Genomic DNA, 23,463 nt, shown 5'->3' with positions numbered 1-23,463 from the left:
GTCTGTGTTCGGAGTATTGCTTCGGGGCCGGACGCCCACTGCGATGACCCCAAGCCACTCTCAGCGAGGAGACCGCCCCATGGACTCACCTGTGAACATCCACCGCCGGACACTACTCGCCGCGGCCGGCGTCACCGCTGCGTCCGCGGTGCTCAGCACCGGTACGGCGCGCGCCGATGCGACCGTGCGCGTCGATCCGGCCGCCGATCAGGGGGGCTGGGAGGGGTGGGGAACCTCGCTGGCCTGGTGGGCGAATGTCTTCGGCGACCGGGATGACTTCGCCGACCTCTTCTTCACCACCAAGACGGTGAGCTACAACGGCGCCTCGCTGCCGGGTCTCGGGATGAACATCGCCCGCTACAACCTCGGTGCGTGCAGCTGGAACGCCGTCGGCAGTGAGCGGATGGCGGTCTCGCCCAACATCCCGCGGTTCAAGCAGATCGAGGGATTCTGGCAGGACTGGAGCAACGAGGACCCGGCGTCCGCGGCGTGGAACTGGAACGCCGACGCCAAGCAGCGGGCGATGCTGTCCAAGGCGACCCAGCGTGGCGCGATCAGCGAGCTGTTCGCGAACTCGCCGATGTGGTGGATGTGCTCGAACCACAACCCGTCCGGCGCCCCGGACGGCGGCAACAACCTCCAGTCGTGGAACCACCGCCAGCACGCACTGCATCTGGCGACGACCGCCCGTCGCGCCCGCGATCAGTGGGGTGTGAACTTCCGGACCGTGGACCCGTTCAACGAGCCGTCATCCGGCTGGTGGAAGGCCGACGGCGGCCAGGAGGGCTGCCACATCGACGCCACGACCCAGCGCAGCGTCATCACCAACCTGCGGACCGAACTCGACCGGGTCGGCCTCAGCAATGTCGGAATCTCCGCCTCCGACGAGACGAACTATGACCTGGCCCGGACGACGTGGAGCAGCTTCGACTCGGCCACCAAGGGCCGGGTCCAACAGGTCAACGTGCACGGTTACGAGGGCCTGAGCGGACGTCGCGATCTGCTGGGCAACGAGGTCCGGGCATCGGGCAAGGTGCTGTGGAACTCCGAGCACGGTGACTCCGACGGCACCGGCATGATGACCGCCCTCTGCCTGCTGATGGACTTCCGGTGGCTCAAGCCGTCCGCCTGGTGCTACTGGCAGGTGATGGACCCGACCGCCGGCTGGGGCCTGCTCCGGTACGACGGAAACTCCGGCCAGGCAGGTGCAGTCGAGACCAAGCTGTACGTCGTCGCCCAGTTCACCCGGCACATCCGCCCTGGCATGCGGATCATCAACACCGGAGTCGACTACGCCGTGGCGGCTCATGATGCGGCGGCGCGACGCCTGGTGATCGTTGCCGCGAACAACGGAGCCGCACAGAACCTCACCTTCGACCTGTCGCCGTTCGGCACGGCACCGAACGGCACAGCCACTCGCTGGTCCACGCTGACCTCAGGCTCTGGCGACCGGTACACGCGTCGCCAGGACCTGACTGTCAGCGGGGAACTCGTTCAGGTGCCCTTCGCAGCAGGCGCCGTACAGACAATCCAGATCGACGGCGTCACCCGCTGACTCCTCCGAACATCAAATCCGTCGCTGAGCTAACGTCCGAAACCGGAGGACCCGCCTCCGAACCATCGGACGTTAGGCCTCTGCGGATCCCAACTCCACCACAACGTCCGAAGAAACCCGCAGGCCCGGTCTCCGGATCGTCGGACGTTCGGTGTGGCCGGACCGCACCTGCGTGCGTGCGGGTGAGAGGGTCGGGTCAGCCGATTGTCGGCCTCGTTCCGCACCGCAACCACAGCCCGGCAACCCAAGGCAACGTGGAGCCTCGGTCACCAGCCTCGCCATCCACCCCCAGCCACCGCGGCGCCCGGCCACCCTGTCTTTTAGAGTCGGCCGGGAGCGGTGACAAGCCACAGCGCACGTCCCCGGCCGAGTCCTTTCGGACCTCAACCCACTCGACCGCCAAGGGCGGCCGACTGAAAGCGCGAGGCGGGCCAAGCAGTTGGCTGAGCGGGATGGCGAGGCCCGGCGACCGCGGTTCCACGTCGTCTGGGACGGACGGGCGGTGGCTGAGGTGCGTGATGGAGTTCTGCGTTACAAGTGAGTTTTTCGGGTCGTCGCCGGTCTATTACCACCTAACGCGCTAACCATCCCCAGGGACCCGAGATCGTGCGGCAGGAGTCACCTTGAGCACCCCTCAACCACTTCCAACCCGCGCGCATGGTTGAACCGTGCACAACGCCGTACCGGCACGTGTGGAAAGCCTCAACCGACCGGCCCTGGGGCTGACCCCGAAGCCGGTTCGTCAGGCGGTTCGGGGTCGCGTTACCTGCGGTGCTGTCCGGCGGCGTTGGGGAGCGCTACCCCACCGAGTCGGGTGGTAGGACTCCCCACCGTTCTGGACACGTGGTGCCGATCCTCCCCAACCGGTTTGGGAGCTGGATCACGACGGGCCCGGTTGACACCACCCGAGCCGCGTTAAGTCACCGGCCTTGGGGGTTGCCCCCTCAGCTGGGGGGTTGCCCACCGAGATTTTCAGTGGGCAACCCCCCAGCTCGACAGGCCAGCTCGGGCTTACTGCTGAGCGGCTACTTCAGGTACGCCGATAGGGGGATCTGCTGGTCTCGGACTGCCTTGGTAACCACGCCGGCGATTTGACGGGCGCCGGCGGGTTCGAAGTGGGTGTGGTCCTTGCAGAAGAAGGCACCGACCGGGCCTGAGTTGTAGTCGCCGTTGTTCGGACAGAACTTCAGGGTGTTGTAGAGCGTGTAGCTCAGGCGATGGAGGTCGATGACCGGCACCTGGTTGGCGCTCGCGGCGGCGTTCGTCTCGCTGATGAAACCGCGGGTGCCGACTGCCGTACTGCCCGAGCACCTGATCGCAGAGACCGGGGTCAAGAAGACAGGCTTTGCGCCACGGGCCTTGGCCGCGGCGGCCATCACGCCGAGCAGTTCGCGGTAGCGGGCCGAGCCGACGTGCCGTGGGCAGTTGGGGTCGCCGTCGTTGATGCCGAACTGGATGAGTAGGTAGTCGCCGGCCTTCATACCGGTCGTCGAGTTGAGCATCGCCTGCCAGCGCGATGAATAGGTGTTCGAACTGAGGACACACTCACCGGCCGAGTTCTTCGTCCCCGTGACGTTGCCCTCGTACAGCCAGGTCTGGATACTGCGTCCGCCGACGGCGCTGTTCCGGATGGTCACGTTGGAGTTGAAGTAGGGGGCGACCTGAGATCCCCACCCGGCCGGACACGTCGTGCCGCTGGAGGGCGCGGCCATCGTGGAGTCACCCGCGAGCCAGACCGTGATGGGGGTCTGCGCGGCCGGTCCCGCCGATGAAGTGGTGGGCGATGACGCGCAGGGGTTCGCGGTCGCCGGCGCCGCGGCGCTCGCCGTACTGGCTGCTAGGACGGAGGTGAGGCGTTGGGCGATCTTTGCGTGGCCTGCTTCGGTGGGGTGGACGTTGTCGCTGGTGTCCGTGGCCGGGTTGATCCACCCCGTGGTGTCGACGAAGCGGACTCGGGTGTCCCCGGCCGCGGTGCGAGCCGCCACCGCGTTGCGGGTCTCCGGTACGTAGCGGTTGCGGAAGGTGCCCATCGCGAAGATCTGCGCGGACGGGTAGGCGCGCCGTACGCGTTCGAGCATGGTCACGTAGTTCTGCTGGAACGTGGCGGCCGGAATACTTCGCCCGGCATCGTTGGTGCCCAGGTTGATCACCACCGCCGAGGCCTGGTACGTCGAGAAGTTCCAGTCATCGGTGGTTGCCGCGGCCGAGGACCGGCGGAACCAGTCGACCATCCCGTAGCAGTCCTGGTTGACCAGGCAGGCACCACCTTGCGCGACCTGCGTGTGACCGGCCTTCAGCGCCTCCCCGGTGAGCCACGGGTAAGCCGTGAACGGGCGATTGCCATTCGGCTGCCCGACAGTGATCGAGTCACCGATGAATTCGACCAGCTTCTGCGGCCGGCTGATCGCGGTCGTCTGCCCACCACCGCCCAGCACGAGACCGCCGAAGACCGGATCACCCGTGTACGAACCGGCCCGCTCCCGATACCCGATCCGAACCCGATGCGAACCGCTCGACAACCCGGTCGCGAGAGTGACAGTCCCGGAGACATTGCGCCGCCACTGCAGCGGCTTCCCGTCGATCGAGTAGTACAGGTCGATGGTGTTGCGCTGCCGCACTCCAATCGAGGTCCCAGTGAACCCCGCCTCGAGATACCCGCCGGCCCAACCCATCGAGTAGTACGACGAGTTAGCGCGATTCCAGCGACCGTAGTACTGAATGTTCGCGTCATTCGGCGCCCCGGTCCCGGCCGGAACAGCAGCGGCGACGGCCGTGTTGTCGATCGCGAAGCTGGGGTGCGGCGGCTGGTTGTACCCGGTGTTCTGCCAAGCCACGGCCACCCGGTACTGGCGGTCCTGCATCAGCGACGGCCGACTGATCGACGTACTGTCCGTCGTCGAGTAGATCCGCAGCGCGCGGTTGTCCGACGTCCGCCAGATCACTTCCTCGCGCCAGTCGCCGAGGATGTCGGCCGACAGCGCAGGCGTCGACTTCGTCCCGTTGTTCGACGACACCCCCGAGCCGGTCAGCAGCCGGGTGTCCCCACTCGTTCCGTACTTGTCGATATGTGTGCCGTCGAGCAGCTCGCGTTGCGCGTCACCGTCCCACCAGATCACGAAGTTGATCGACCCCGGCTTGCGCGCCGCGACCTCACTCCCGTTGGTGGCACTGCGCAGTCCGCCGACCGCCGCCGACCAGGCCTCCGCGCCGCGATTGCCGGCCCAGATGTCCGCCGCGACCGCCCGCCCGTTGTCACATCCACAGGACGGCGCACTCCAAATAATCTGCCCGGTCCGCGCATCACCCATCCAATGCGCCACTTCACTGGTCGACTCCGACGGCTTGAACACCTCCAACCCAGGACGGGACGGGATGAAGTCGCTGACGTGATACGCGTCGCCGTGATGAGTGCTGTTCTGCCACAACCCGCGGCCGTTGTCGTCGATCGCCATCGACCCGTAGAGCACCTCGTCGCGACCGTCGGCATCCACATCCGCGATGGAGAGCTGGTGATTACCCTTCCCGGTCCACTGACTTCCGGCCGAGTTCGAGTCGAAGATCCAGCGCTGCGTCAATGCCCCGTTGCGGAAATCCCACGCGGTGATGACGGAACGCGTGTAGTAGCCACGCGCCATGATGATGCTCGGCCGCGAGCCATCCAAGTACGCCGTACCGGCCAGGAAGCGGTCGACCCGGTTGCCGTAGTTGTCGCCCCAGGACGACACAGTGCCGCGCGGGGGTTGGTAGTTGGCAGTCGCCAGTACGGCGCCATCGGTCCCGCGGAACACCGACAGGAACTCCGGCCCGGCCAGGATGTAACCGGACGAGTTGCGGTGGTCGGCACTCGCATTCCCGATCACCTGCCCGGTACCGGATCGGGTGCCGTCCGCGGTCTTCACCGCCACCTCGGCACGGCCGTCACCGTCGTAGTCGAAGACCTGGAACTGCGTATAGTGCGCACCCGCCCGGATGTTCCGGCCGAGATCGATCCGCCACAACCGCGTCCCGTTCAGCTTGTACGCGTCCAGGTAGACGTTGCCGGTGTACCCCGACTGCGAGTTGTCCTTCGCGTTCGTCGGATCCCACTTCACCACCAACTCGTACTGCCCGTCCCCGTCCAGATCACCGACACTCGTGTCGTTGGCCGTGTAGGTGTAGGCCTCGCCCGACGGCGTCGTACCACCGGCCGGGATCTGCAAAGGCACATCCCGGCTGCTCGCGTTCGCACCGTTGACGCTGTCCAACGACAGCGACTCCTCGGCGGCAAACTTCGCCTGCCGCTCGACCCCATCGGCAACAGCCCGTACGACGTACTTCGCGTCAGCCGTTCCTTCCGCGTCCACGAAACTCGTCGGGCCCGTGACCGGCGTGGTGTTCACCTTGGTGCCATCGCGATAGACGTTGTACGCCACATCCGCAGGGTCTTCCGCGAGCAACCGCCAGCTGACGCGGTTGCCCTTCGCCGTGTGCACACTGATCACACCTCGGTCGAGCGTCTCGGACTCAGCAGAAGCACTCGGGCGCAGGAACCCTGTCAGCGACAGGTTGCGCTCGCGAATACCCTGGACGACCAGGTCCGCCATCTGCGTAGCGCCGTACGTGGAGAAGTGCGTGTTGTCGTTGGCTTCCTTGGTGAGGAACAGTTGCTGCGAGGCCGTCGGTCCGAGCGACTCCACCAACGCCTTGCTCTTGGCGGTCAAATCGATCACCGCAACGTTCGCGCTCTGACCGAGCGCCCGGATCACCGCGGGCAGGTCCACACCGCGACCATTCACGTGCAACGCGGTCGGGGTCAGCGTGTTGCCGCTGAACAACCGTCGTACCGGCGGTGTCATCAGGACCGGCGTGCCGCCACGTTCGCGTACGCCGTTGACCAGCTTCGTGAGGTTGTCTCGAAAGGCCGTCGCGGTGGTGTCCTTGTCGTTGTGCCCGAACTGGATGAAGACCAGATCCTTGCTCTTGATCAGCGGTTTCATCGTGGGAAACAGCGCGGAGTTGGCGAGGAAACTGCCGGAGCTCTCGCCGGAATCCCCGTAGTTCGCGACGACCGCACCATTGCGGATGCGGGTTGGCAGGAGCTGTCCCCAACCGGCATAAGGCGCGCCCGGCTGGTCGCAGACGGTCGAGTCGCCGGCGAGGTAGGCGACCAGCGGTGCGGCGGCCGGCTTGACCGTCAGCGCACCGATCGCCGGCGCACTGCCGTCGAAGGTGATGCTCAGGCCCGGTGTGCCGGTTCCGCCTTGGCCGGTCGGCTGTCCTTCCGGGATCCGGACGTTGACTGTGGCGGTACTGCGGACCACTTGGCCCGCGCGGGTCGAGACGGCCGGCAACACCTGTCTGCGGGCTTCCACCGACATACCGGTGGTGGCAGCTCGGGTCGGGCTGCCGAGATCGACTGTGACGTCATAGTTGCCAGGAGCAACGTCGAAATGACACTGGATCGGCGCTGTTCCCGAGCAGCCGGCGGGCAGGGCCGACGGTTGGGCGGACGGCTGCGCGGCCGCCGGTAGCGGGGTCACGGAAGCGATGGTCAGTGCCGAGGCGAGGAGCACTGTTCGGAGGCTGGACATGGGGCGGTACCTCTTCCTCAATGGGCGAAGGAAAAAGCGGTCGTAGCGCGGTCCGGCAGGGGGCGAAAGGCGGACGCAGCGGCAACGACTGTGAGCGTGAACACTCTGTGGCATCGCGCGATCACCATGATGAAAGCGCATGTTCACGAACCTGACAAGACCTGATCGCGAAACCTGTGAACGTGAACAGTCGAAGAGGACGAGCACAGCAGGGCGGTTCGCAGCCACCCTTGTAAACTGCCGCGCACACCGGACGGAGGACGATGGCGACGCCCAGCATCAAAGAAGTCGCCCAGCGGGCAGGGGTCTCGGTAGGGACCGTCAGCAACGTCCTGAACCGGCCTTGGATCGTTGCGGCGACCACCCGACAACGCGTGCAGGACAGCATCCAGGCCCTCGGTTTTGTCCGCAACGAGGCGGCCCGGCACCTCCGGGCCGGCCGCAGCCGGACGGTCGGGCTGATCGTCTTCGACGTCGCCAACCCGTTCTTCACCGCGATCGCCGAGGGCGCGGAGGCGCTCGCCTACGCGCACGACACGATGGTGATGCTCTGCAACAGCAAGACCGACCGGGTCCGCGAAGGTCATCACCTGGACCAACTCGAGCAGCAGCGCGTCCTCGGCATCCTGATCACGCCGTTCGACAGCAACGATCCCCGGCTGACGGCCATCGTCGATCGCGGTACGCCGGTGGTCCTGGTCGACCGTACGGCGGAGAGCGGGCTCTGCTCGGTGAGTGTCGACGACCAGCTCGGCGGGCGGTTGGCCGGCAAGCACCTGATCGAGACCGGCCATCGCCGGATCGCCTTCATCGGCGGGCCTTTCGGCGTACAGCAGGTCGCCGACCGGATGGCCGGGATCACAGCCGTCGTCGAGCAGGCCAGTGACGTGGAGCTCGAGTACCACGAGGTCGACGTGATGGGTGTGACGGAAGGCCGGGTGATCGGCGAGCAGCTCGCCGCGCTACCCAAGAAGTCGCGACCGACCGCCGCATTCCTGGCCAACGACCTGCTGGCGCTGGGATTCCTGCAGGCGATGGCAGCCGCCGGACTGCGGGTGCCGGACGACATGGCGATCGTCGGGTACGACGACATCGACTTCGCGCGGGCGGCCGCCGTACCGCTGTCGTCGGTGCGTCAGCCCGCCGAGCTGCTCGGCCGGTCGGCGATGGAGCTGCTGCAGGAAGAGGTGGAGGCTGCCGACAGCCACCGCCATCGTCAGGTGATCTTCCAGCCGGACCTGATCGTCCGCGCCTCCAGCGCCGTCAACCGCTGATCTCAGCCCCTCGACCAGTCTCCGACAAGCGCTTTCCCAAGCCTTGACATTGAGACGATTCAACCATACGGTCACATCACTTTTCGCCTGCAGCAGGTGTCCGCCAAGGAGTGATGATGAGTGCCACCGGATGGTCGATCAAGCTCTATCACGCTGCAGACGAAGTGATCTGGGCTGTCCGGCTGAACGGCCTCTGGCTCGGTTTCACGCTGCTCGGCGGTGTCGCGCTGAGTATCGGCCCGGCTACGTTAGCGGCGTACACCCTGTCTAGACGCCGCAATATTGGTGAATCGTTTCATATCTTCCCTGCGTACCGCGCAGCGTTCAAAAGCGAGTTCCGTCGAGGCACCCTCCTGGGGCTGCCGGCGAGCGTCGCCGTGGTGCTGCTGGTCGGCAACTACCTGTACTTCGCGTCGCTCGGAGTGCAGGCAACAATCCCCCGCCTCGCCAGCCTGGGCGCGCTCGCCGTGCTCGGCGTCATCAGCGCCTACCTACTTCCGATGGCCGTGCACTTCGACCTTCGGACCCGCGAGTTGTTGCCCAAGGCATCGTTGATCGCGCTCGCGCGACCGGCCTCGTCGGCGGTGCTGCTCTTCGTCGCGATCTCCATCGGCTACGTCTCGGCGAGGTTCCCGGTGCTCGGGATCCTGCTGGCCGGCGGCGCCTGGATCCACCTGAACACCTGGCTCTGCCTGCGCTTCTTCGCCGAGAACGAGGCGCGTCTGCATCTGAAAGGGACCTCATGACCATCTTCTCCTCACGTCGCGTCGCGCTGGCCGCGTCCGTGGCGCTGCTCGCCGTCGCCGGCTGTTCCGGTGGCAGCGACGACCAGGGCCAGGCCGCCGACGAGCTCACCGTGATGGCGCCGCTGTTCGGTACCGCACCCGATCCGGGCGGTGAACTCCAGCAGGCGGTCGAGAAACTGATCGGCAAGAAGCTCAAGATCACCTGGGTACCGAACGCCGAGTACGGCGACAAGTCCAACGTCACGCTGGCCTCGGACAAGATCCCGGACGTGATGGTGGTCAACGAGAAGGGCCCGTCGTTCGTGAAGGCGGCCGAAGCCGGCGCGTTCTGGGACCTGACCGGCAAGCTCGACAAGTACCCGAACCTGAAGCCGGCCAACGAGCAGACCGCCAAGAACACGATGACCAACGGCAAGACCTACGGGATCTACCGGGTCCGGCCGCTGCTGCGGTCCGGCATCGTGATCCGCAAGGACTGGCTGGCCAAGCTCGGTCTGAAGGAGCCGCAGACCGTCGACGAACTGCGGGCGGTCGCCAAGGCCTTCACCGAACAGGACCCGGACGGCAACGGCAAGAAGGACACCTACGGCCTGATCGTGCCGAAGTGGCCGGGCAACTACGCCAGTGCCAGCCCGTACGACGTGATCGAGACCTGGTTCGGTGCTCCGAACGGGTGGGGTGAGCGCGACGGCAAACTGGTCCCCGGCTTCGACACCCCGGAGTTCCTGGCCGCGAACCGCTGGCTGCGCGGCTGGGTCACCGAAGGCCTGGTCAACCCGGACTTCGCCACGCTGGACAGCGCGAACTGGAACGACGCGTTCGTCCAGGGCAAGGGCGGCATGATCATCGACGTCAACGTGCGCGCCACCCAGCTGCTGGACCTGTTCAAGGAGAAGAACCCCAAGGACTTCGACAAGGTCACGCTGGTCGGCAACCTGAAGCGCTCCGACGGCCAGAAGTTCTCCTACCCCTTCACTGGCTACAACATGGTGATGGCGATCTCCAAGCAGCACGTGCGCACGGAGGACCAGCTCGCCCAGGTGCTGCAGACGCTGGACAAACTCGAGTCCAAGGAGGGCTCGATCCTGCTCACCAACGGCATCGAGGGTCGCAACTTCAAGGCCGAGGGCGAGTTCGCCGTACCGCTGAACCAGGACGATCCCAAGATCAAGGCGATCCAGAACGACGTCGACAAAGCCTTCATCCAGCTCGGTACCCGGGCCAGCGTCGGCCTCGGCGCCTACCGGTTGCGGCCGGCCGACGAAGCCAGCCGGGCGATGCGCGACAAGTTCGACGTACTGATGAACGAGGACCTGAAGACCGCGGTGTTCAACCCGGCGCTCGGCGTGATCGCACCGACCGCGGTCTCGAAGGGGCAGACCCTCGACACGATCATCCCGGACGCCCGGATCAAGTACCTGTCCGGCGCCATCACCGAGGACCAGCTGAAGGCACAGATCAAGCGCTGGTACGACGCCGGCGGCACCCAGATCGCGCAAGAGGTCAACGATCTGGTCGCCAAGTGACCAACCATCTCTGGCGGGACATGCTGCGCTACCGCTGGCTGTATCTCCTGCTGTTGCCGGGCCTCGCGTACTTCGTCGTCTTCAAGTACCTGCCGATGTACGGCCTCACCATCGCGTTCAAGGACTACGTGCCGTTCCTCGGCTACTCCGGCAGCGAGTGGGTCGGTCTGAAGCACTTCCAGGAACTGTTCACCGGACCGGATTTCGGCCGGCTGCTCGGCAACACGATGCTGCTGGCCCTGCTGACGGTGGTGTTCGTCTTCCCGGCACCGATCGTTGTCGCGCTGCTCCTGAACGAGCTGCGCGTCAACGTGGTGAAGCGGTCGGTGCAGTCGCTGATCTACATCCCGCACTTCCTGTCCTGGACGATCGTTGCCTCGCTCACCTATCTGCTGTTCTCGGTGGACTTCGGTGTGATCGCGAACTGGATCCACGGCCTGGTCGGCGGTCAGAAGACCGACTACGTGGCACAGGCCGACTGGTTCCGTCCGCTGATCGTGGCGCAGCTGCTGTGGAAGCAGACCGGGTGGGGCACGATCATCTACCTGGCCGCCTTGGCCGGGGTGGACTCGCAGCTGTACGAGGCGTCCCGGGTCGATGGTGCCGGCCGGTGGCGGCAGTTCTGGCACATCACATTGCCGGCGATCCGGCCGACGATCGTGATCATGGCGATCCTGACCTCGGGTCACCTGCTGGACTCCGGGTTCGAACAGATCTGGCTGATGACGACCTCGCTCAACCGCGATGTCGCCGATGTGTTCGACACGTTCGTCTACTTCATCGGCATCACCCAAGGCGCGTTCAGCTACGCGACGGCGGTCGGTCTGTTCAAGGGGCTCGTCGGGGTTGTGCTGATCTTCGGCTCCAACTTCCTGGCCAAGCGGCTCGGCCAGCGCGGACTGTTCTGAGGAGGCGAGCAGATGCTGAAGAAGTCACCCATCCGGCCCAAGCGGCGGTCCGTCCGGTACTACGACTCTCGCGGCAGCCGGTTGTTCGACGTACTGAATGTCGTGCTGCTGTGCGGTCTCGGCCTCATCACGGTGTTGCCGCTGATCTACGTCCTGGCAGGATCGTTCGCCACCGAGTCCGAGATCAGCTCGCGGCCGTTCTTCCTGTGGCCGGAGAAGTTCGTCACTGACACCTACCAGTACATCTTCTCCACCGACACGTTCGTCCGCGCGCTGTTGACCACAGTCTGCGTGACTGCAGTTGGCACTGTCGTCCAGCTGACACTCACGTTGACCATGGCCTATCCGCTGGCTAAACGGTTCCTGCCTGGACGTGCACTGGTGCTGAACCTGGTGATCTTCACCCTCGTGTTCAGCGGCGGCATGATCCCGACGTACCTGGTTGTGCGTGACCTCGGTCTGCTGGACAGCTACTGGGCACTGATCCTGCCGCTGGCCATCAACCCGTTCTATCTGATCGTCGTGAAGAGCTTCTTCCAGGAACTACCCGAGGCGCTCGAAGAAGCGGCCCGGATCGACGGGTGCAACGAGCTGAACGTCTTCCTGCGGATCGTGCTGCCGCTGTCGAAGCCGATCATCGCCACCTTCTCGTTGTTCTACGCGGTCGGGATCTGGAACGACTACATGTCGCCGTTGCTCTACATCGACGACAGCAAGAAGTGGACGCTGCAGATGATCGTCCGCCAACTGACCGCGGCCAACGCGGACTCGGCGAACGTCCTGCAACAACTCGAGACGGTGACCTTCCCCGAGCAGGGCCTGAAGTTCGCGGTGGTGGTCGTCGCGACTCTGCCGATCCTGTTCTTCTACCCGTTCCTGCAGAAGCACTTCGCGAAGGGCGTGCTGATCGGGTCGGTGAAGGAATGACCACGGTGCACTGGCTCGAGACGCCGTGTCGGCAAGGCGTGACCTGGGGAGTTCCCTGGCCGCGTGGAACGGTTGCCGACGGCACACAGTTCGCGCTGACCGACGGTACGGCGGTGCAGAGCTGGACGACCGCGACTTGGCCCGACGGTTCGGTCAAGTGGTCCGCGCACGCGATCGGCCCCGCCGAGCACCCGCCCTCGTCGTACGAGGTAGTCGAAGGTCAGCCGACCGAGCCGCCCGACCCGGTCCGCGTGGAGGAGGTGGGTGCGGACCAGGCCGGCGCGGAGCACGCGGGCGCGGAGATCCGGGTGACGACCGGCGCGGTTACCTGGGTGCTCGGTGCGCCCCTGCTGATCTCGTCCATTCGCATCGACGACCGCGAGATCGTGCGGGACGTCCGGCTGGTTAGCCTGCGCCAGGATGCCCCGGACGAGGACGATGACGGGGACCGGGTCCGAGGCCGCGATCGGAGGCGGACGACGGCGACCGTGGACACCATCACCGTGGAACAGTCCGGGCCCGTCCGGGCGGTGGTCAAGCTCGAGGGAAGGCATGGCGACTGGCTTCCGTTCTCGGTGCGGCTCTACTTCTACGCGGGCGCGACCGACGTACGGATCATCCACAGCTTCATCTGGGACGGCGATCCGGACCGGGACTTCCTGGCCGGCCTCGGGCTCAGCGCGGACGTCGTGATGCGCGACGAACCGCACAACCGCCACATCAGACTGGCCGGCCCATCCGGCTTCCTCACCGAGGCAGTCCGCGGACTGACCGGTCTGCGCCGCGACCCGGGTGCAGAGGTCAAGCAGGCCCAGATAACCGGGCAAGCGATCGGCGAGATCCCGAACCCTGAGGTCTCCGGCCGCCTCCAGCTCATCCCGCAATGGAACGATTACACACTCGACCAGAGCAGCGCCGACGGATTCACCCTGCGCAAACGCACCGGCGCTGAGCACGCCTGGGTGACCGTGCCAGCCGGGACCAGGTCGCCGGGCTACGGGTACGTCGGCGGTGCCACCGGCGGACTGGGCTTCGGACTGCGTGACTTCTGGAAGCTCCATCCGACCAGACTCGACATCCGCAATGCGGCCACTGACCTCGCGACGGCGACAGTCTGGATGTGGTCGCCCAGCGCACAGGCCATGGACGTGCGCTACTGGCACGACGGCATGGACCAGGACAGTCACGCCGAGCAGCTCGAAGGACTCGAGATCACCTACGAGGACTACGAACCAGGCTTCGGCAACGCCCATGGCATCGCCCGCACCCACGAGCTGACGCTGCGGGCCCACGACAGCACCCCGACTGCCGAGGACCTCGCGCGACACACTGCGCTACTCGACTCCCCCGGTCTCCTGACGGTCTCCCCCAACCGGATGCTCGAGGCCGGTGTCTTCGGCACCTGGAGTCTGCCGACCGCCGATCACCAGGACCTCGAGGCCCGACTGAACTTCCTCTTCCAGTACTACGTCGGCCAGCGCGAGCAGCGCCGATGGTACGGGTTCTGGGACTACGGCGATGTCATGCACACCTACGACCGCGACCGGCACACCTGGCGGTACGACGTGGGTGGCTATGCCTGGGACAACTCGGAGCTCTCGCCGGACCTGTGGCTCTGGTATCAGTACCTGCGGACCGGCCGGGCAGACGTGTTCCGGTTCGCGGAGGCGATGACTCGGCACACCGGAGAGGTCGACGTACACCATCTCGGCCGCTGGAAGGGTCTGGGATCGCGGCACAACGTGCAGCACTGGGGTTGCAGCTGCAAGCAGCTCCGCATCTCCAGCGCGATCTACCGCCGGTTCTACTACTACCTCACCGCCGACGAACGCACCGGTGATCTGCTGGACGAGCTGGCCACCGCCGAGGAGACCTTCCTGACGGTCGATCCGCTCCGCAAGGTGCGCACCGACGCCTACACGCCCGACCCGCGTGCGCTGGAGGTCGGGCTCGGCGTCGACTGGGGTGCTCTCGCGGCCAGCTGGCTCACGCGCTGGGAGCGGTACGACGACGAGCGCGCCCGCTCGCGGCTTCTCGGCACCATGGCCGATATCGCCGTACTCCGCTATGGATTCCTGACCGGCAATGCCGCGCTCGATGCGTCGACCGGGCGCTTCGACACGAGTCGGCGGGACATCTCGGTCTCCCACCTGTCCGCAGTCTTCGGACTCCCCGAGATCTGCGCGGAACTCATCGACCTGGACCTCGACGTACCGGGGTTCGAGAAGGCCTGGCTCGACTACTGTCGGCTCTATCTGTTGCCACCCGAGCGGCAGGCCGCCGAGGTCGGTGCCGCGTTGCAAGGCATCTCGCTCGTCCAGGCACACAGCCGGTTGGCCGCGTACGCCGCGGCTCGGACCGGTGACGTCGAGCTCGCTCGCCTGGCCTGGCGCGCGTTCTTCGTCGACGAAGGCGATCAACTCAACCGCAACGCCTTACAGCGCGAGGCGGAATGGCGGACCACGCCGGTCACCGGTTCCTTGATGCCGGTCGACGAGGCGCCGTTCGTCAGCACCAACGACGCGTCGCAGTACGCGCTCGCCGCGATTCAGAACCTGACCCTGATCCCCGAACACCGACATGACAGAGGTGGACCGGTATGGAGATCTCCCGACGCACAGTCCTAGCAGGTATGGCCGCCGTCCCCGTGGTGTCGCTGCTCGACACCCCAAGCGCCTCCGCCGCACCCTCAGAGGTGAAGCTCACCTGGCTGGAGGGGAAGCCGGCCACGGCTGCTGTCACCAACTGGGGTACGCCGTGGCCGAAGGGCGCCGTACCGGCCGGCCAGTCGTTCGCGCTGACGGCACCCGACGGCAGCGCCGTACCGATGCAGAGCAGACCGCTCGCCTATTGGCCTGATGGCTCACTCAAGTGGAGTGCACACGCCATCGCGGTGGCCGAGCCCGCCGACTCGTACACGCTTGGTCCGGGTACGCCGGCCGCCCCGGCGCAGCCGGTCACGGTCAAGGACGAGCGGCAGTACGTCGATGTCGACACCGGCGTGATCAGGGCGCGGATCCGCAAGCACGGGTCCGAGGTGATCAGCCAGATCTGGCGTGGCGACGTACTGATCGCGCGACAGGGCAAGCTCGTGAACCTCAGGCAGGAAAGGATTCCGGAGGACGAGGAGAGCGGGAGCGTCCGGGAGCGCTACGAGAGCGACATCACCCGCGTCACCGTCGAGCAGGCCGGGCCGGTCCGTGCGGTGGTGCGGGTCGAGGGCCGGCACAAGTCCCGCAAGGGCAAGACCTGGTTGCCTTTCTCGATCCGGCTGTACTTCGCGGCCGGTGCCGAGAACGTTCGTATCGTGCACACGTTCGTCTACGACCGGGACGGTCAGAAGGACCACATCGCCGGGCTGGGCGTGCGATTCCGCGTGCCGCTGCGCGATCCGGCGTACGACCGGCATGTCCGTTTCGTCGGCGAGAACCACGGCATGGTCGCCGAGGCGGTCAAGGGAATCACCGGACTGCGACGCGATCCGGGTGCCGTCGTCCGCGCTGCGCAGGTCGCCGGAACCAAGCTGCCGGACCCGTCGACCTGGGACCAGCGGGTCACCACTCGGCTGCAGTACATCCCCGAGTGGGGCGACTACTCGCTGAGCCAGCTCACCGCCGACGGCTTCACGGTGAAGAAGCGGACCGCGAAGGGATACGGCTGGATCCCTGTCGACCAAGGGCGTCGTGCGTCCGGACTCGGGTATGTCGGCGGTGTCAGCGGCGGAGTGGCCTTCGGACTGCGTGACTTCTGGCAGCGGCATCCCACCCAGCTGGACATCCGCGATGCGGCGACCGACGAGGCCGAAGTCACGGTCTGGCTGTGGTCGCCGGACGCCGGTCCGATGGACACGCGGTTCTATCACGACGGCATGGGACAGGACACGTACCCCGAACAGCTCGAGGGTCTCAACATCACCTACGAGGACTACGAGCCTGGGTTCGGGACGCCGTACGGGATCGCGCGGACGTCGGAGCTCATGCTGTGGGCGGTGGCCGCGACACCGACCGCGGCTCGGCTGGGCGACATGGCGGACCAGTTGCGCGTACCGCCTCAGCTGATCAACCCCGTGGACCAGCTGATGTCGACGCGGGTCTTCGGTGGGCTGATCAGTCCGGTCGATCGGTCGGTCCCTGCGAAGAAGTCGATCGAGGATCATCTGGACTTCCTCTTCGACTACTACCGTGGGCAGGTCGAGTCGCGGCACTGGTACGGGTTCTGGGACTACGGCGATGTCATGCACTCGTTCGACGAGGACCGGTCGGTCTGGCGGTACGACGTCGGTGGGTACGCCTGGGACAATTCGGAGCTCTCGCCTGACTTGTGGCTGTGGTACTCGTTCCTGCGGTCCGGTCGCGCCGACATCTTCCGATTCGCGGAGGCGATGACGCGGCACACCGGTGAGGTCGACGTCTATCACCTTGGCAAGTGGGCCGGCCTTGGCACGCGGCACGGCGTACAGCATTGGGCGGACAGCGCGAAACAGCAACGGATCAGTACGGCGATCTATCGGCGGTTCTACTACTACCTGACCGCCGACGAACGCACCGGTGATCTGCTGTCCGAGCTGGTCGATTCCGACCGGACCTTCCTGGTCCTCGACCCGATCCGCAAGATCCGGACCGAGCCGTACACGCCGGATCCGCACGCGTTGTCCATCGGGCTCGGGACGGACTGGAGCGGACTGGCCGCGGCCTGGCTGACCGAGTGGGAGCGTCAGGGGCCGAAGGCAACGATCGCCAAAGCGAAACTGCTCGGGACGATGGAGACGATCGCGGCGATGCCCAACGGCTTCGTCACCGGCGGCGGGCTGTACGACCTGGACACTGGTCGCTTCGCGCCGGTCACCGAGAAGACGGTGAGCGTGTCACACCTGAGCGCGATGTTCGGTCAGGTGGAGATCTGCGCCGAACTGATCGACCTGGTGGAGATGCCGGCGTTCGAGGCGGCTTGGTTGCAGTACTGCCGGCTCTTCAACGGCACCCGCGCCGAGCAGACGGCCGAGTGCGGCGCGTACTTCGGCAACCTGATCCTCCGGCAGGGCCATGCCCGGCTCACGGCGTACGCCGCGGTGCGATTGCAGCGCGACGATCTCGCGAACCGGGCCTGGAAGGAGTTCTACACCGGTGACGGCTATGGTCCGGGCCTGCCGTGGAAGGCCGACCCGGTCGACTCCACCCTCAACCCGACCGAGGTTGCCAAGTGGGTCTCCACGAACGCGACGGCACTCTACGGTCTGGCGGCGATCCAGTCCCTAGCGCTGGTTGGTGACCACATCGTGAATCCCTGATCCGGTCAGGGTCGGCTTGACCTTCGCCATCGTCCCGTCGGGGGCGAAGGTCAGCCGGTCGATGGTGGTCTCGCGATGAGTCCCGTCGCCGCCCGGCATACCGAAGCGGTGGTAGGCGACGTACCAATCGTCCGTGCCGGGGACCTGGATGATCGAGTTGTGGCCGGTGCCGAGAATGCCTTGCGCGGGATCCTTCTCGAGGATGACACCGCGGTAGGTCCACGGTCCGTCGACACTCGTCGCGGTCGCGTAGCCGACGCGATAGTCGGGCGAACCGGTGTCGTCGATCGAGTACGTCAGATGGTACAAACCCTTGCGGTAGTTGACGAATGCGCCCTCGCGGAAGCTGGTCAGACCGCTGATCGCCTTCAGCGTCTCCGGTTTGATGGACACCATGTCGTCGCCCAGTTCGGCGTACACGGGTGAGCCGTTGCCCCAGAACAGGTAGTACTTCCCGGTCCGCGGGTCCCGGAACGCGGCCGGGTCGATCGCCTGGCCGGACGTGACCGCCTCGTTGTTGAGGATCATCGCGGTCGGCTGCGCGGTGAACGGTCCCTCCGGGCTGTCCGCCACCGCGACGCCGATCGTCTTCCGGTTGTACGTCGGGTTGTGGCCGGAGAAGTAGAAGTAGTACTTGCCGTTGCGCTCGATGATCGTCGGCGCCCAGGCGTTGCCTGTTGCCCAAGGCACGTTTGCACCGTCGAGGGTGAGGATCGGCTTGGCGGATCGCTCCCAGTCTCTGAGGTTCTTGGACTTCCAGACGTAGAAGTCCTTGCCGCCCCAACCGGGGACTCCGTCGGTGGTTGGGTAGAGGTAGTAGGTGTCGCCGAAGACGGCGATGTTCGGATCGGCGTTGTATCCGGGCAGCACCGGCGAGCGCATGACGACGGCCTTGACCTTCCACGCCCGCATGGTTCGGTCCTTGGCCTTCACGATGAACGTCTTGGGCGACGTGAGGTCGACAGGGCCCTTCGGCGAGATCTTCGAGTCGGAGACGAGGGTGAAATCCGGTCGCACTCTGCTGAGATCCGTGCCGGGGCGGACTGGCAAGGTGACGGTCGACGATGCGTCGTCGATGACCGCGGGAACCTTCAGACCTTCTGCGTCGGCGCCCAGGATCGCGCGCGGATCGGCATCCCGGTCACGGACCTCGGCGGGCGACAGGGCGCGGTTGTAGAGCCGGAAGTCGCGCACCTTGCCTTTGAGGTACTTGTCGGAGGTGTAGACGGAACGCCCGATGTAGTTGGCCGCCGTGCGCCCGCCGCCGATGTCGCCGGGGTCGATGGTGACACCGGTCTTCTGGCCGACCTGAACTCCGTCGAGATAGATCGTGGCGACGCCTTGGGTCGTGAGTGTGTAGGTGAGCGCCTTCCAGGCACCACGCGGTACGGCGCTCGACGACGCGGTCTGTTCGGTCGACCAGTTGCCGCTGGCAATCGACGTACGGTAGGCATCGCCGGTGGTGAACAGATAGCCGTTGCCGATGTTGTTCGCGGTGTTGCCCAGTCCCCAGATGAAGTACGGCGTGGTCTGGCCGGCGTCGATCCAGACCCGAGTCGAGACCGTGGTCGCGGTGAGCCCGGCCATCAGGTTGTCGGGGAGTTTCACGTGACCGTTGGTACCGCCGAGGGCGAGCGCGCCGCCGACCCAACTCGCGTCGCCAGCCACCTGGCCGTCGTACCCATGTCCTGTTGTGTCGGTTGCTTTGGTGCCGCTGGTCTGGTTCAGGGGGTAGTGGGCAACCAGTCCGTTCGCATCCGCCTTCACCGGGTCTGGCAGGACGATGCCGCTGCGCAGGCGGTCGAGCTCGGCCTGGGTGACCGGTATCACCGTGCCGTGGCGAGGGCTGGACGGCAGCGAGTACTTGGTGGGGACCTTCCAGTTCGGTGCTTCGAGGTCGTTGGTGCCGAGCGGGATGTAGCCGCGGCCGCCGTACTCGTCGACGAACAGGTAGTACTTGGAGCCGGAGGTGTCGCCGGGGTTGGCCTTGAAGACCGTCGGGCCTTCGACCGCCGAGGTCCCCGCGTCGCGACCGATACACGAGTCCTGCATTGCCCATGCCGGCTTGCCCGGCAGGTCGACCGCGGTCAGCGACGTGGACTTCTCTTGGATGATGTCCGAGCAGCCGGTGCCGCCACCACCTTCGTCCTTGGTGAAGCGGTAGTAGGTGCCGCTCTCCTTGATGACGGTCGAGTCGATGCGCGACTCGGCGCGGTCCTGCCAGATCTTCGGTGTGCTGAACGTCCGGAAGTCGCTAGTCGTTGCGTAGAGCATCCGGTTGTACGTCGAACCCGTGTGGCCGGGGTCGTCCGCGGCATACAGCTTCGATGCCCAGAAGACGACGTACTGCTGGAGTTCCGTGTCCCAGTAGGCCTCGGGCGCCCAGGTGTTGCCGGCGGTCTCGGGCGACACGAGGACATGGCGCTGCTCGGACCAGTTGACGAGGTCGGTGGACTCCCAGACTTCGAGATAGCGGCTGCCTCGGCGTTGCGCCGCATCCCAGTCGCCGTTGCGGCCGATCGACAGATCGGTGGCGATCAGGAAGAACCGGCCACCGTCAGGAGACCGGATCAGGAACGGATCGCGCAGACCGAGCGTGCCCTTCGTGGACTCGAGCACGGGCTGGCCGTTGTTGAGCTCGTCCCACTTGAGCGCGGTGTTGCCGCGGCTGGCGGCGAAGTAGATCTTCTCACCGGCGACCGAGTTGCCGGTGAAGTAGCTGAACACATAACCGACGTACGGCGCCGCCGCCGGGCGCTCGGGTGGTGTGTCGGCGGCGTTCGCGTGGGCGACCTGCGCACCGAGGAGAGCAAGGACTGCGATGGCTGCGTGGAGCATGGGGCGGATGCGGATCTTCACGTCGACCTCACCAGGGTGTTAACGTTAACAGTGCTGGTACTTTGATCGATCCTTCGCGGTCCGTCAAGCCCTGGCGCCCGACATTCGAAGGGTTTAGATCTATTTCCCGATTTGATCGTTCTATCGAATCGCTTCGATTTATCACCCCGCGAACCCTTGACCGCATCGGCGCAGCTTTGTAAATTCTTCGATGGAAAGCGTTTTCCTCTCAGTCCCGCCCCGTTTCACTGGAGGTTTTCCCATGCGATCCATCACTCGACGGCTGCCTTTCCTGGTGGTGGCAGCCGTCCTGACGGCCACCGCCGGCACCACGGTCGCCGCACCGCAACTCCTGCCCAAAGCCGCAGCATCGACGTACGCCCTGCAAGGCTGGGCAACCCAGGGAGGCGGCACAACCGGCGGCGGCAGCGCCTCAGCCGTCACCGTGACGACCGCCGCCGCCCTGATCAGCAATATGCAGGCCAGCGGAGCGCGCGTGATCCGCGTCTCCGGCACGATCACCCTGTCCGGAATGAACAAGGTCGCCGCCAACAAGACGATCATCGGCGTCGGCAGCGGTTCGGCGATCGTCGGCGGCGGCCTGAACGTCGCGAGCGTCAGCAACGTGATCATCCGCAACCTCAACTTCCGCAACTGGGATGACGACGCGATCAACGTGCAGTACTCGACCCGCGTCTGGATCGACCACAACAGCTTCAGCAACGGGTACGACGGCGCTGTCGACGTCAAGCGCGCCTCGGACTACGTGACCGTGTCCTGGAACAAGTTCTCCAACCACGACAAGGTCGGGCTGATCGGTCACAGCGACGACAACGGCGGTGAAGACCGCGGCAAACTGCGCGTCACCTACTACGCCAACTGGTTCGACGGCACCACCCAGCGCCACCCCCGGGTCCGCTTCGGCAACCCGGTCCACGTCTTCAACAACTACTACCGAGGCACCAGCGGGTACGGCGTCGCCTCGACCTGCAACGCCGGTGTCTACGTCGAGCGGAACTACTTCGACGGCGTGTCGAAGACGGTCGTCGCCCAGACCGGCGACTCCCCCGAAGGCAACGTCAAACTCCTCAACAACTACCTGGCCAACTCGGGCACCCCGGTTTCCCGAAATGCCGGCAGCGTCGCGGCGATTCCCTATTCTTACGTGGTCGACGCCGCCGAAAGTGTGAAGTCGATCGTGACCGGCGGTGCTGGCACCGGCAAAATCTGAATTCAGCTTTATTGAACCCCGGAGCACCTCCCGTCGCCCCACAGGAGGTGCTCCGGCAATAACTCATGTCAAAACTCGATCGTGCTCCACAGGTCGCAATTGTGCGCGCGGCTCAGATTGGTCCGCCGAATGGTGCGCGCGAGGGATTGGGCGACGACATCGGTCGGGTGTAGCCGCGGCCAGTGCGGGAGGCCCGGCATGTTCGGGTTGCCAGTGCGGGCGAACGCCGACCAGTAGTCGATCATCGCGTCGGACAGGCGTCGCTGGGCGCTGGTGAGGGGTGGGTTGGCGACACCGCCTCGCAACGCGAAGAGATACAACGCGTCGGCCGAGTGATAGGCGCCGTACGGGTAGGTTGCAGGCGGCAAGGTCGGCGGCGCGGTGCGGTCGGCGAACTCATACGCGTACGTCGGAACATGGCGCGCGAAGGCCTGGTTGCGTTTCAGCGTCGGGCAGGCGAAGGCGCTGTCGGTCGTGACCGACGCCCAGGTCCGGCTCGGCGGGACTTTGCTGCTCAGTGGATAGCGGCGTGCGACACGGTCGGCGTCCTCGCCGAATGCTTTGACCAGGTAGTCGCGATACTGCCGGCTGGTGAGCGGCTGAGTCGCCTGATCGACCATGCCCTGCACGTACGTCATCTCGTCGCGCGTCGTACCGGACAGCATCGGTACGTCGTGCGCTCGGCTCTCCGCTGGATTCTCCGGCAGCGTCGAACTGCCGTAGGCGAGTCCGGCGAACTGGCCGAAGACCGGCATCAGTTCCGTCGGGCTCTTCAGCCGCAAGCAGTCGACCGTGGAACAACCGTGGGTGGCGGCAACGGATCGGCCGCGCGCAGCGACGCTGCCCACCGCCTCCCACGGTGAAACGGTCGGCAGCCCTGGCGCCAGCGCGTTGGCCGGGATGGGCGACGTACACAACGAACTCTGGATGATCGCTCTGTCGAACAGGCCCGCCGCAGCGGGCGCCGCGAGCTGCGCGCACACGCTTTGCCCACCAGCCGACTGCCCGAACAACGTGACGTTGCCCGGGTCACCTCCGAAGGCGGCCGCGTTCTGCCGGACCCACCGGAGCGCGGCCTGCTGATCCTCGATCCCGAAAGCCCCTGAGCCATCAAGCCCGGGATAGCCGAAGTTCCCGAAGATGCCGAGGCGGTAGTTGATCGTCACCACGACCACCTCACCGCGAACCGCCAGCCGATGCGGGTCGTACTCACCACCCGACCCCTCCACGAACCCGCCGCCATGCAGCCAGACCATCACCGGTTTGCGCGGTCCAGTTTTGGCTGGCGTCGTGACGTTCAGATAGAGACAGTCCTCCTCGATACTGGGCGGCGTACCAGTCGCGGACTCCGCCTGAGCGCACCGCGGTCCGATTGCTGAGGCCGCCCGTACGCCGGTCCACGCCGCCGCGGGCTGCGGTGAGCGCCAACGGAGAGCGCCGACCGGCGGCGCGGCGTACGGGATGCCGTTGAACTCGCGGTACTCCCCCTTCTTGACGCCGCGGACCGCACCCTGCTCGATCCGCACAACCAGCGGATCGTCAACGGCAACCACCGGCGCCGGGAGCAGAGCGGCCAGCGCGAGCGCGAGTATCTTCACCAT

The 23,463-nt window shown here is 66.0% G+C and carries 12 protein-coding genes; 9 read left to right on the top strand and 3 right to left on the bottom strand.

Annotation, left to right across the window (positions count from 1 at the left end):
* Positions 1–79: 79 nt before the first annotated feature.
* Complete coding sequence (locus ACFTSF_RS26110) at positions 80–1,555, top strand: glycoside hydrolase (RefSeq protein WP_380156380.1); 1,476 nt, start codon at positions 80–82, stop codon at positions 1,553–1,555.
* Positions 1,556–2,580: 1,025 nt separating this feature from the next.
* Here ACFTSF_RS26110 and ACFTSF_RS26105 read toward each other — a convergent pair.
* Positions 2,581–7,125 (bottom strand): GDSL-type esterase/lipase family protein, encoded by a 4,545-nt coding sequence (locus tag ACFTSF_RS26105; protein ID WP_380156378.1) that lies wholly within the window; start codon positions 7,123–7,125, stop codon positions 2,581–2,583.
* Between the two features lie 263 nt (positions 7,126–7,388).
* On the opposite strand from ACFTSF_RS26105, the gene ACFTSF_RS26100 reads away from it, so the two are divergent.
* The 7 genes from ACFTSF_RS26100 (at position 7,389) to ACFTSF_RS26070 (ending at position 17,793) form a co-directional block, all read left to right on the top strand.
* Positions 7,389–8,399 (top strand): LacI family DNA-binding transcriptional regulator, encoded by a 1,011-nt coding sequence (locus ACFTSF_RS26100; RefSeq protein WP_380156377.1) that lies wholly within the window; start codon positions 7,389–7,391, stop codon positions 8,397–8,399.
* A 116-nt stretch (positions 8,400–8,515) separates the two neighbouring features.
* Complete coding sequence (locus ACFTSF_RS26095) at positions 8,516–9,145, top strand: YesL family protein (protein ID WP_380156375.1); 630 nt, start codon at positions 8,516–8,518, stop codon at positions 9,143–9,145.
* Positions 9,142–10,671, top strand: a complete 1,530-nt coding sequence (locus ACFTSF_RS26090) for an extracellular solute-binding protein (protein WP_380156373.1) — start codon at positions 9,142–9,144, stop codon at positions 10,669–10,671. Before ACFTSF_RS26095 ends, ACFTSF_RS26090 begins: the two co-directional genes overlap by 4 nt.
* Entirely contained in the window at positions 10,668–11,579 is a 912-nt protein-coding gene (locus ACFTSF_RS26085) for an ABC transporter permease (protein ID WP_380156371.1), read from the top strand. Before ACFTSF_RS26090 ends, ACFTSF_RS26085 begins: the two co-directional genes overlap by 4 nt.
* Before the next feature lie 12 nt (positions 11,580–11,591).
* On the top strand, positions 11,592–12,506 hold the full coding sequence (locus tag ACFTSF_RS26080; RefSeq protein ID WP_380156369.1) for a carbohydrate ABC transporter permease: 915 nt from the start codon (positions 11,592–11,594) through the stop codon (positions 12,504–12,506).
* On the top strand, positions 12,503–15,133 hold the full coding sequence (locus tag ACFTSF_RS26075; protein WP_380156368.1) for a Tat pathway signal sequence domain protein: 2,631 nt from the start codon (positions 12,503–12,505) through the stop codon (positions 15,131–15,133). The genes ACFTSF_RS26080 and ACFTSF_RS26075 overlap by 4 nt, the downstream gene beginning before the upstream one ends.
* A complete protein-coding gene (locus ACFTSF_RS26070; protein WP_380156366.1) occupies positions 15,106–17,793 on the top strand; it encodes a Tat pathway signal sequence domain protein in 2,688 nt (895 codons plus the stop codon). Before ACFTSF_RS26075 ends, ACFTSF_RS26070 begins: the two co-directional genes overlap by 28 nt.
* On the opposite strand, the gene ACFTSF_RS26065 is transcribed toward ACFTSF_RS26070, so the two are convergent.
* A complete protein-coding gene (locus ACFTSF_RS26065; RefSeq protein WP_380156364.1) occupies positions 17,758–20,652 on the bottom strand; it encodes a family 43 glycosylhydrolase in 2,895 nt (964 codons plus the stop codon). The two genes, ACFTSF_RS26070 and ACFTSF_RS26065, sit on opposite strands and share 36 nt — an antisense overlap.
* Positions 20,653–20,893: 241 nt before the next feature.
* On the opposite strand from ACFTSF_RS26065, the gene ACFTSF_RS26060 reads away from it, so the two are divergent.
* Entirely contained in the window at positions 20,894–21,862 is a 969-nt protein-coding gene (locus ACFTSF_RS26060) for a polysaccharide lyase family 1 protein (protein WP_380156362.1), read from the top strand.
* 68 nt (positions 21,863–21,930) lie between these two features.
* On the opposite strand, the gene ACFTSF_RS26055 is transcribed toward ACFTSF_RS26060, so the two are convergent.
* Positions 21,931–23,463 carry a carboxylesterase/lipase family protein gene (locus ACFTSF_RS26055; RefSeq protein ID WP_380156360.1) on the bottom strand — a complete coding sequence of 511 codons (1,533 nt, stop codon included), beginning with the start codon at positions 23,461–23,463 and terminating at the stop codon, positions 21,931–21,933.

This window comes from Kribbella sp. NPDC056951 (assembly GCF_042674205.1).
Classification (GTDB): domain Bacteria; phylum Actinomycetota; class Actinomycetes; order Propionibacteriales; family Kribbellaceae; genus Kribbella; species Kribbella yunnanensis.
Note: the sequence above shows the minus strand (reverse complement) of the source record. Positions and strands in the feature narration are given on the sequence as shown.

Excerpts from the sequence above, each read along its gene's own strand:
- ACFTSF_RS26110 (WP_380156380.1), top strand. The coding sequence starts at position 80 with ATGGACTCACCTGTGAACATCCACCGCCGGACACTACTCGCCGCGGCC.
- ACFTSF_RS26105 (WP_380156378.1), bottom strand. The coding sequence starts at position 7,125 with ATGTCCAGCCTCCGAACAGTGCTCCTCGCCTCGGCACTGACCATCGCT.
- ACFTSF_RS26100 (WP_380156377.1), top strand. The coding sequence starts at position 7,389 with ATGGCGACGCCCAGCATCAAAGAAGTCGCCCAGCGGGCAGGGGTCTCG.
- ACFTSF_RS26095 (WP_380156375.1), top strand. The coding sequence starts at position 8,516 with ATGAGTGCCACCGGATGGTCGATCAAGCTCTATCACGCTGCAGACGAA.
- ACFTSF_RS26090 (WP_380156373.1), top strand. The coding sequence starts at position 9,142 with ATGACCATCTTCTCCTCACGTCGCGTCGCGCTGGCCGCGTCCGTGGCG.
- ACFTSF_RS26080 (WP_380156369.1), top strand. The coding sequence starts at position 11,592 with ATGCTGAAGAAGTCACCCATCCGGCCCAAGCGGCGGTCCGTCCGGTAC.
- ACFTSF_RS26075 (WP_380156368.1), top strand. The coding sequence starts at position 12,503 with ATGACCACGGTGCACTGGCTCGAGACGCCGTGTCGGCAAGGCGTGACC.
- ACFTSF_RS26070 (WP_380156366.1), top strand. The coding sequence starts at position 15,106 with ATGGAGATCTCCCGACGCACAGTCCTAGCAGGTATGGCCGCCGTCCCC.
- ACFTSF_RS26060 (WP_380156362.1), top strand. The coding sequence starts at position 20,894 with ATGCGATCCATCACTCGACGGCTGCCTTTCCTGGTGGTGGCAGCCGTC.
- ACFTSF_RS26055 (WP_380156360.1), bottom strand. The coding sequence starts at position 23,463 with ATGGTGAAGATACTCGCGCTCGCGCTGGCCGCTCTGCTCCCGGCGCCG.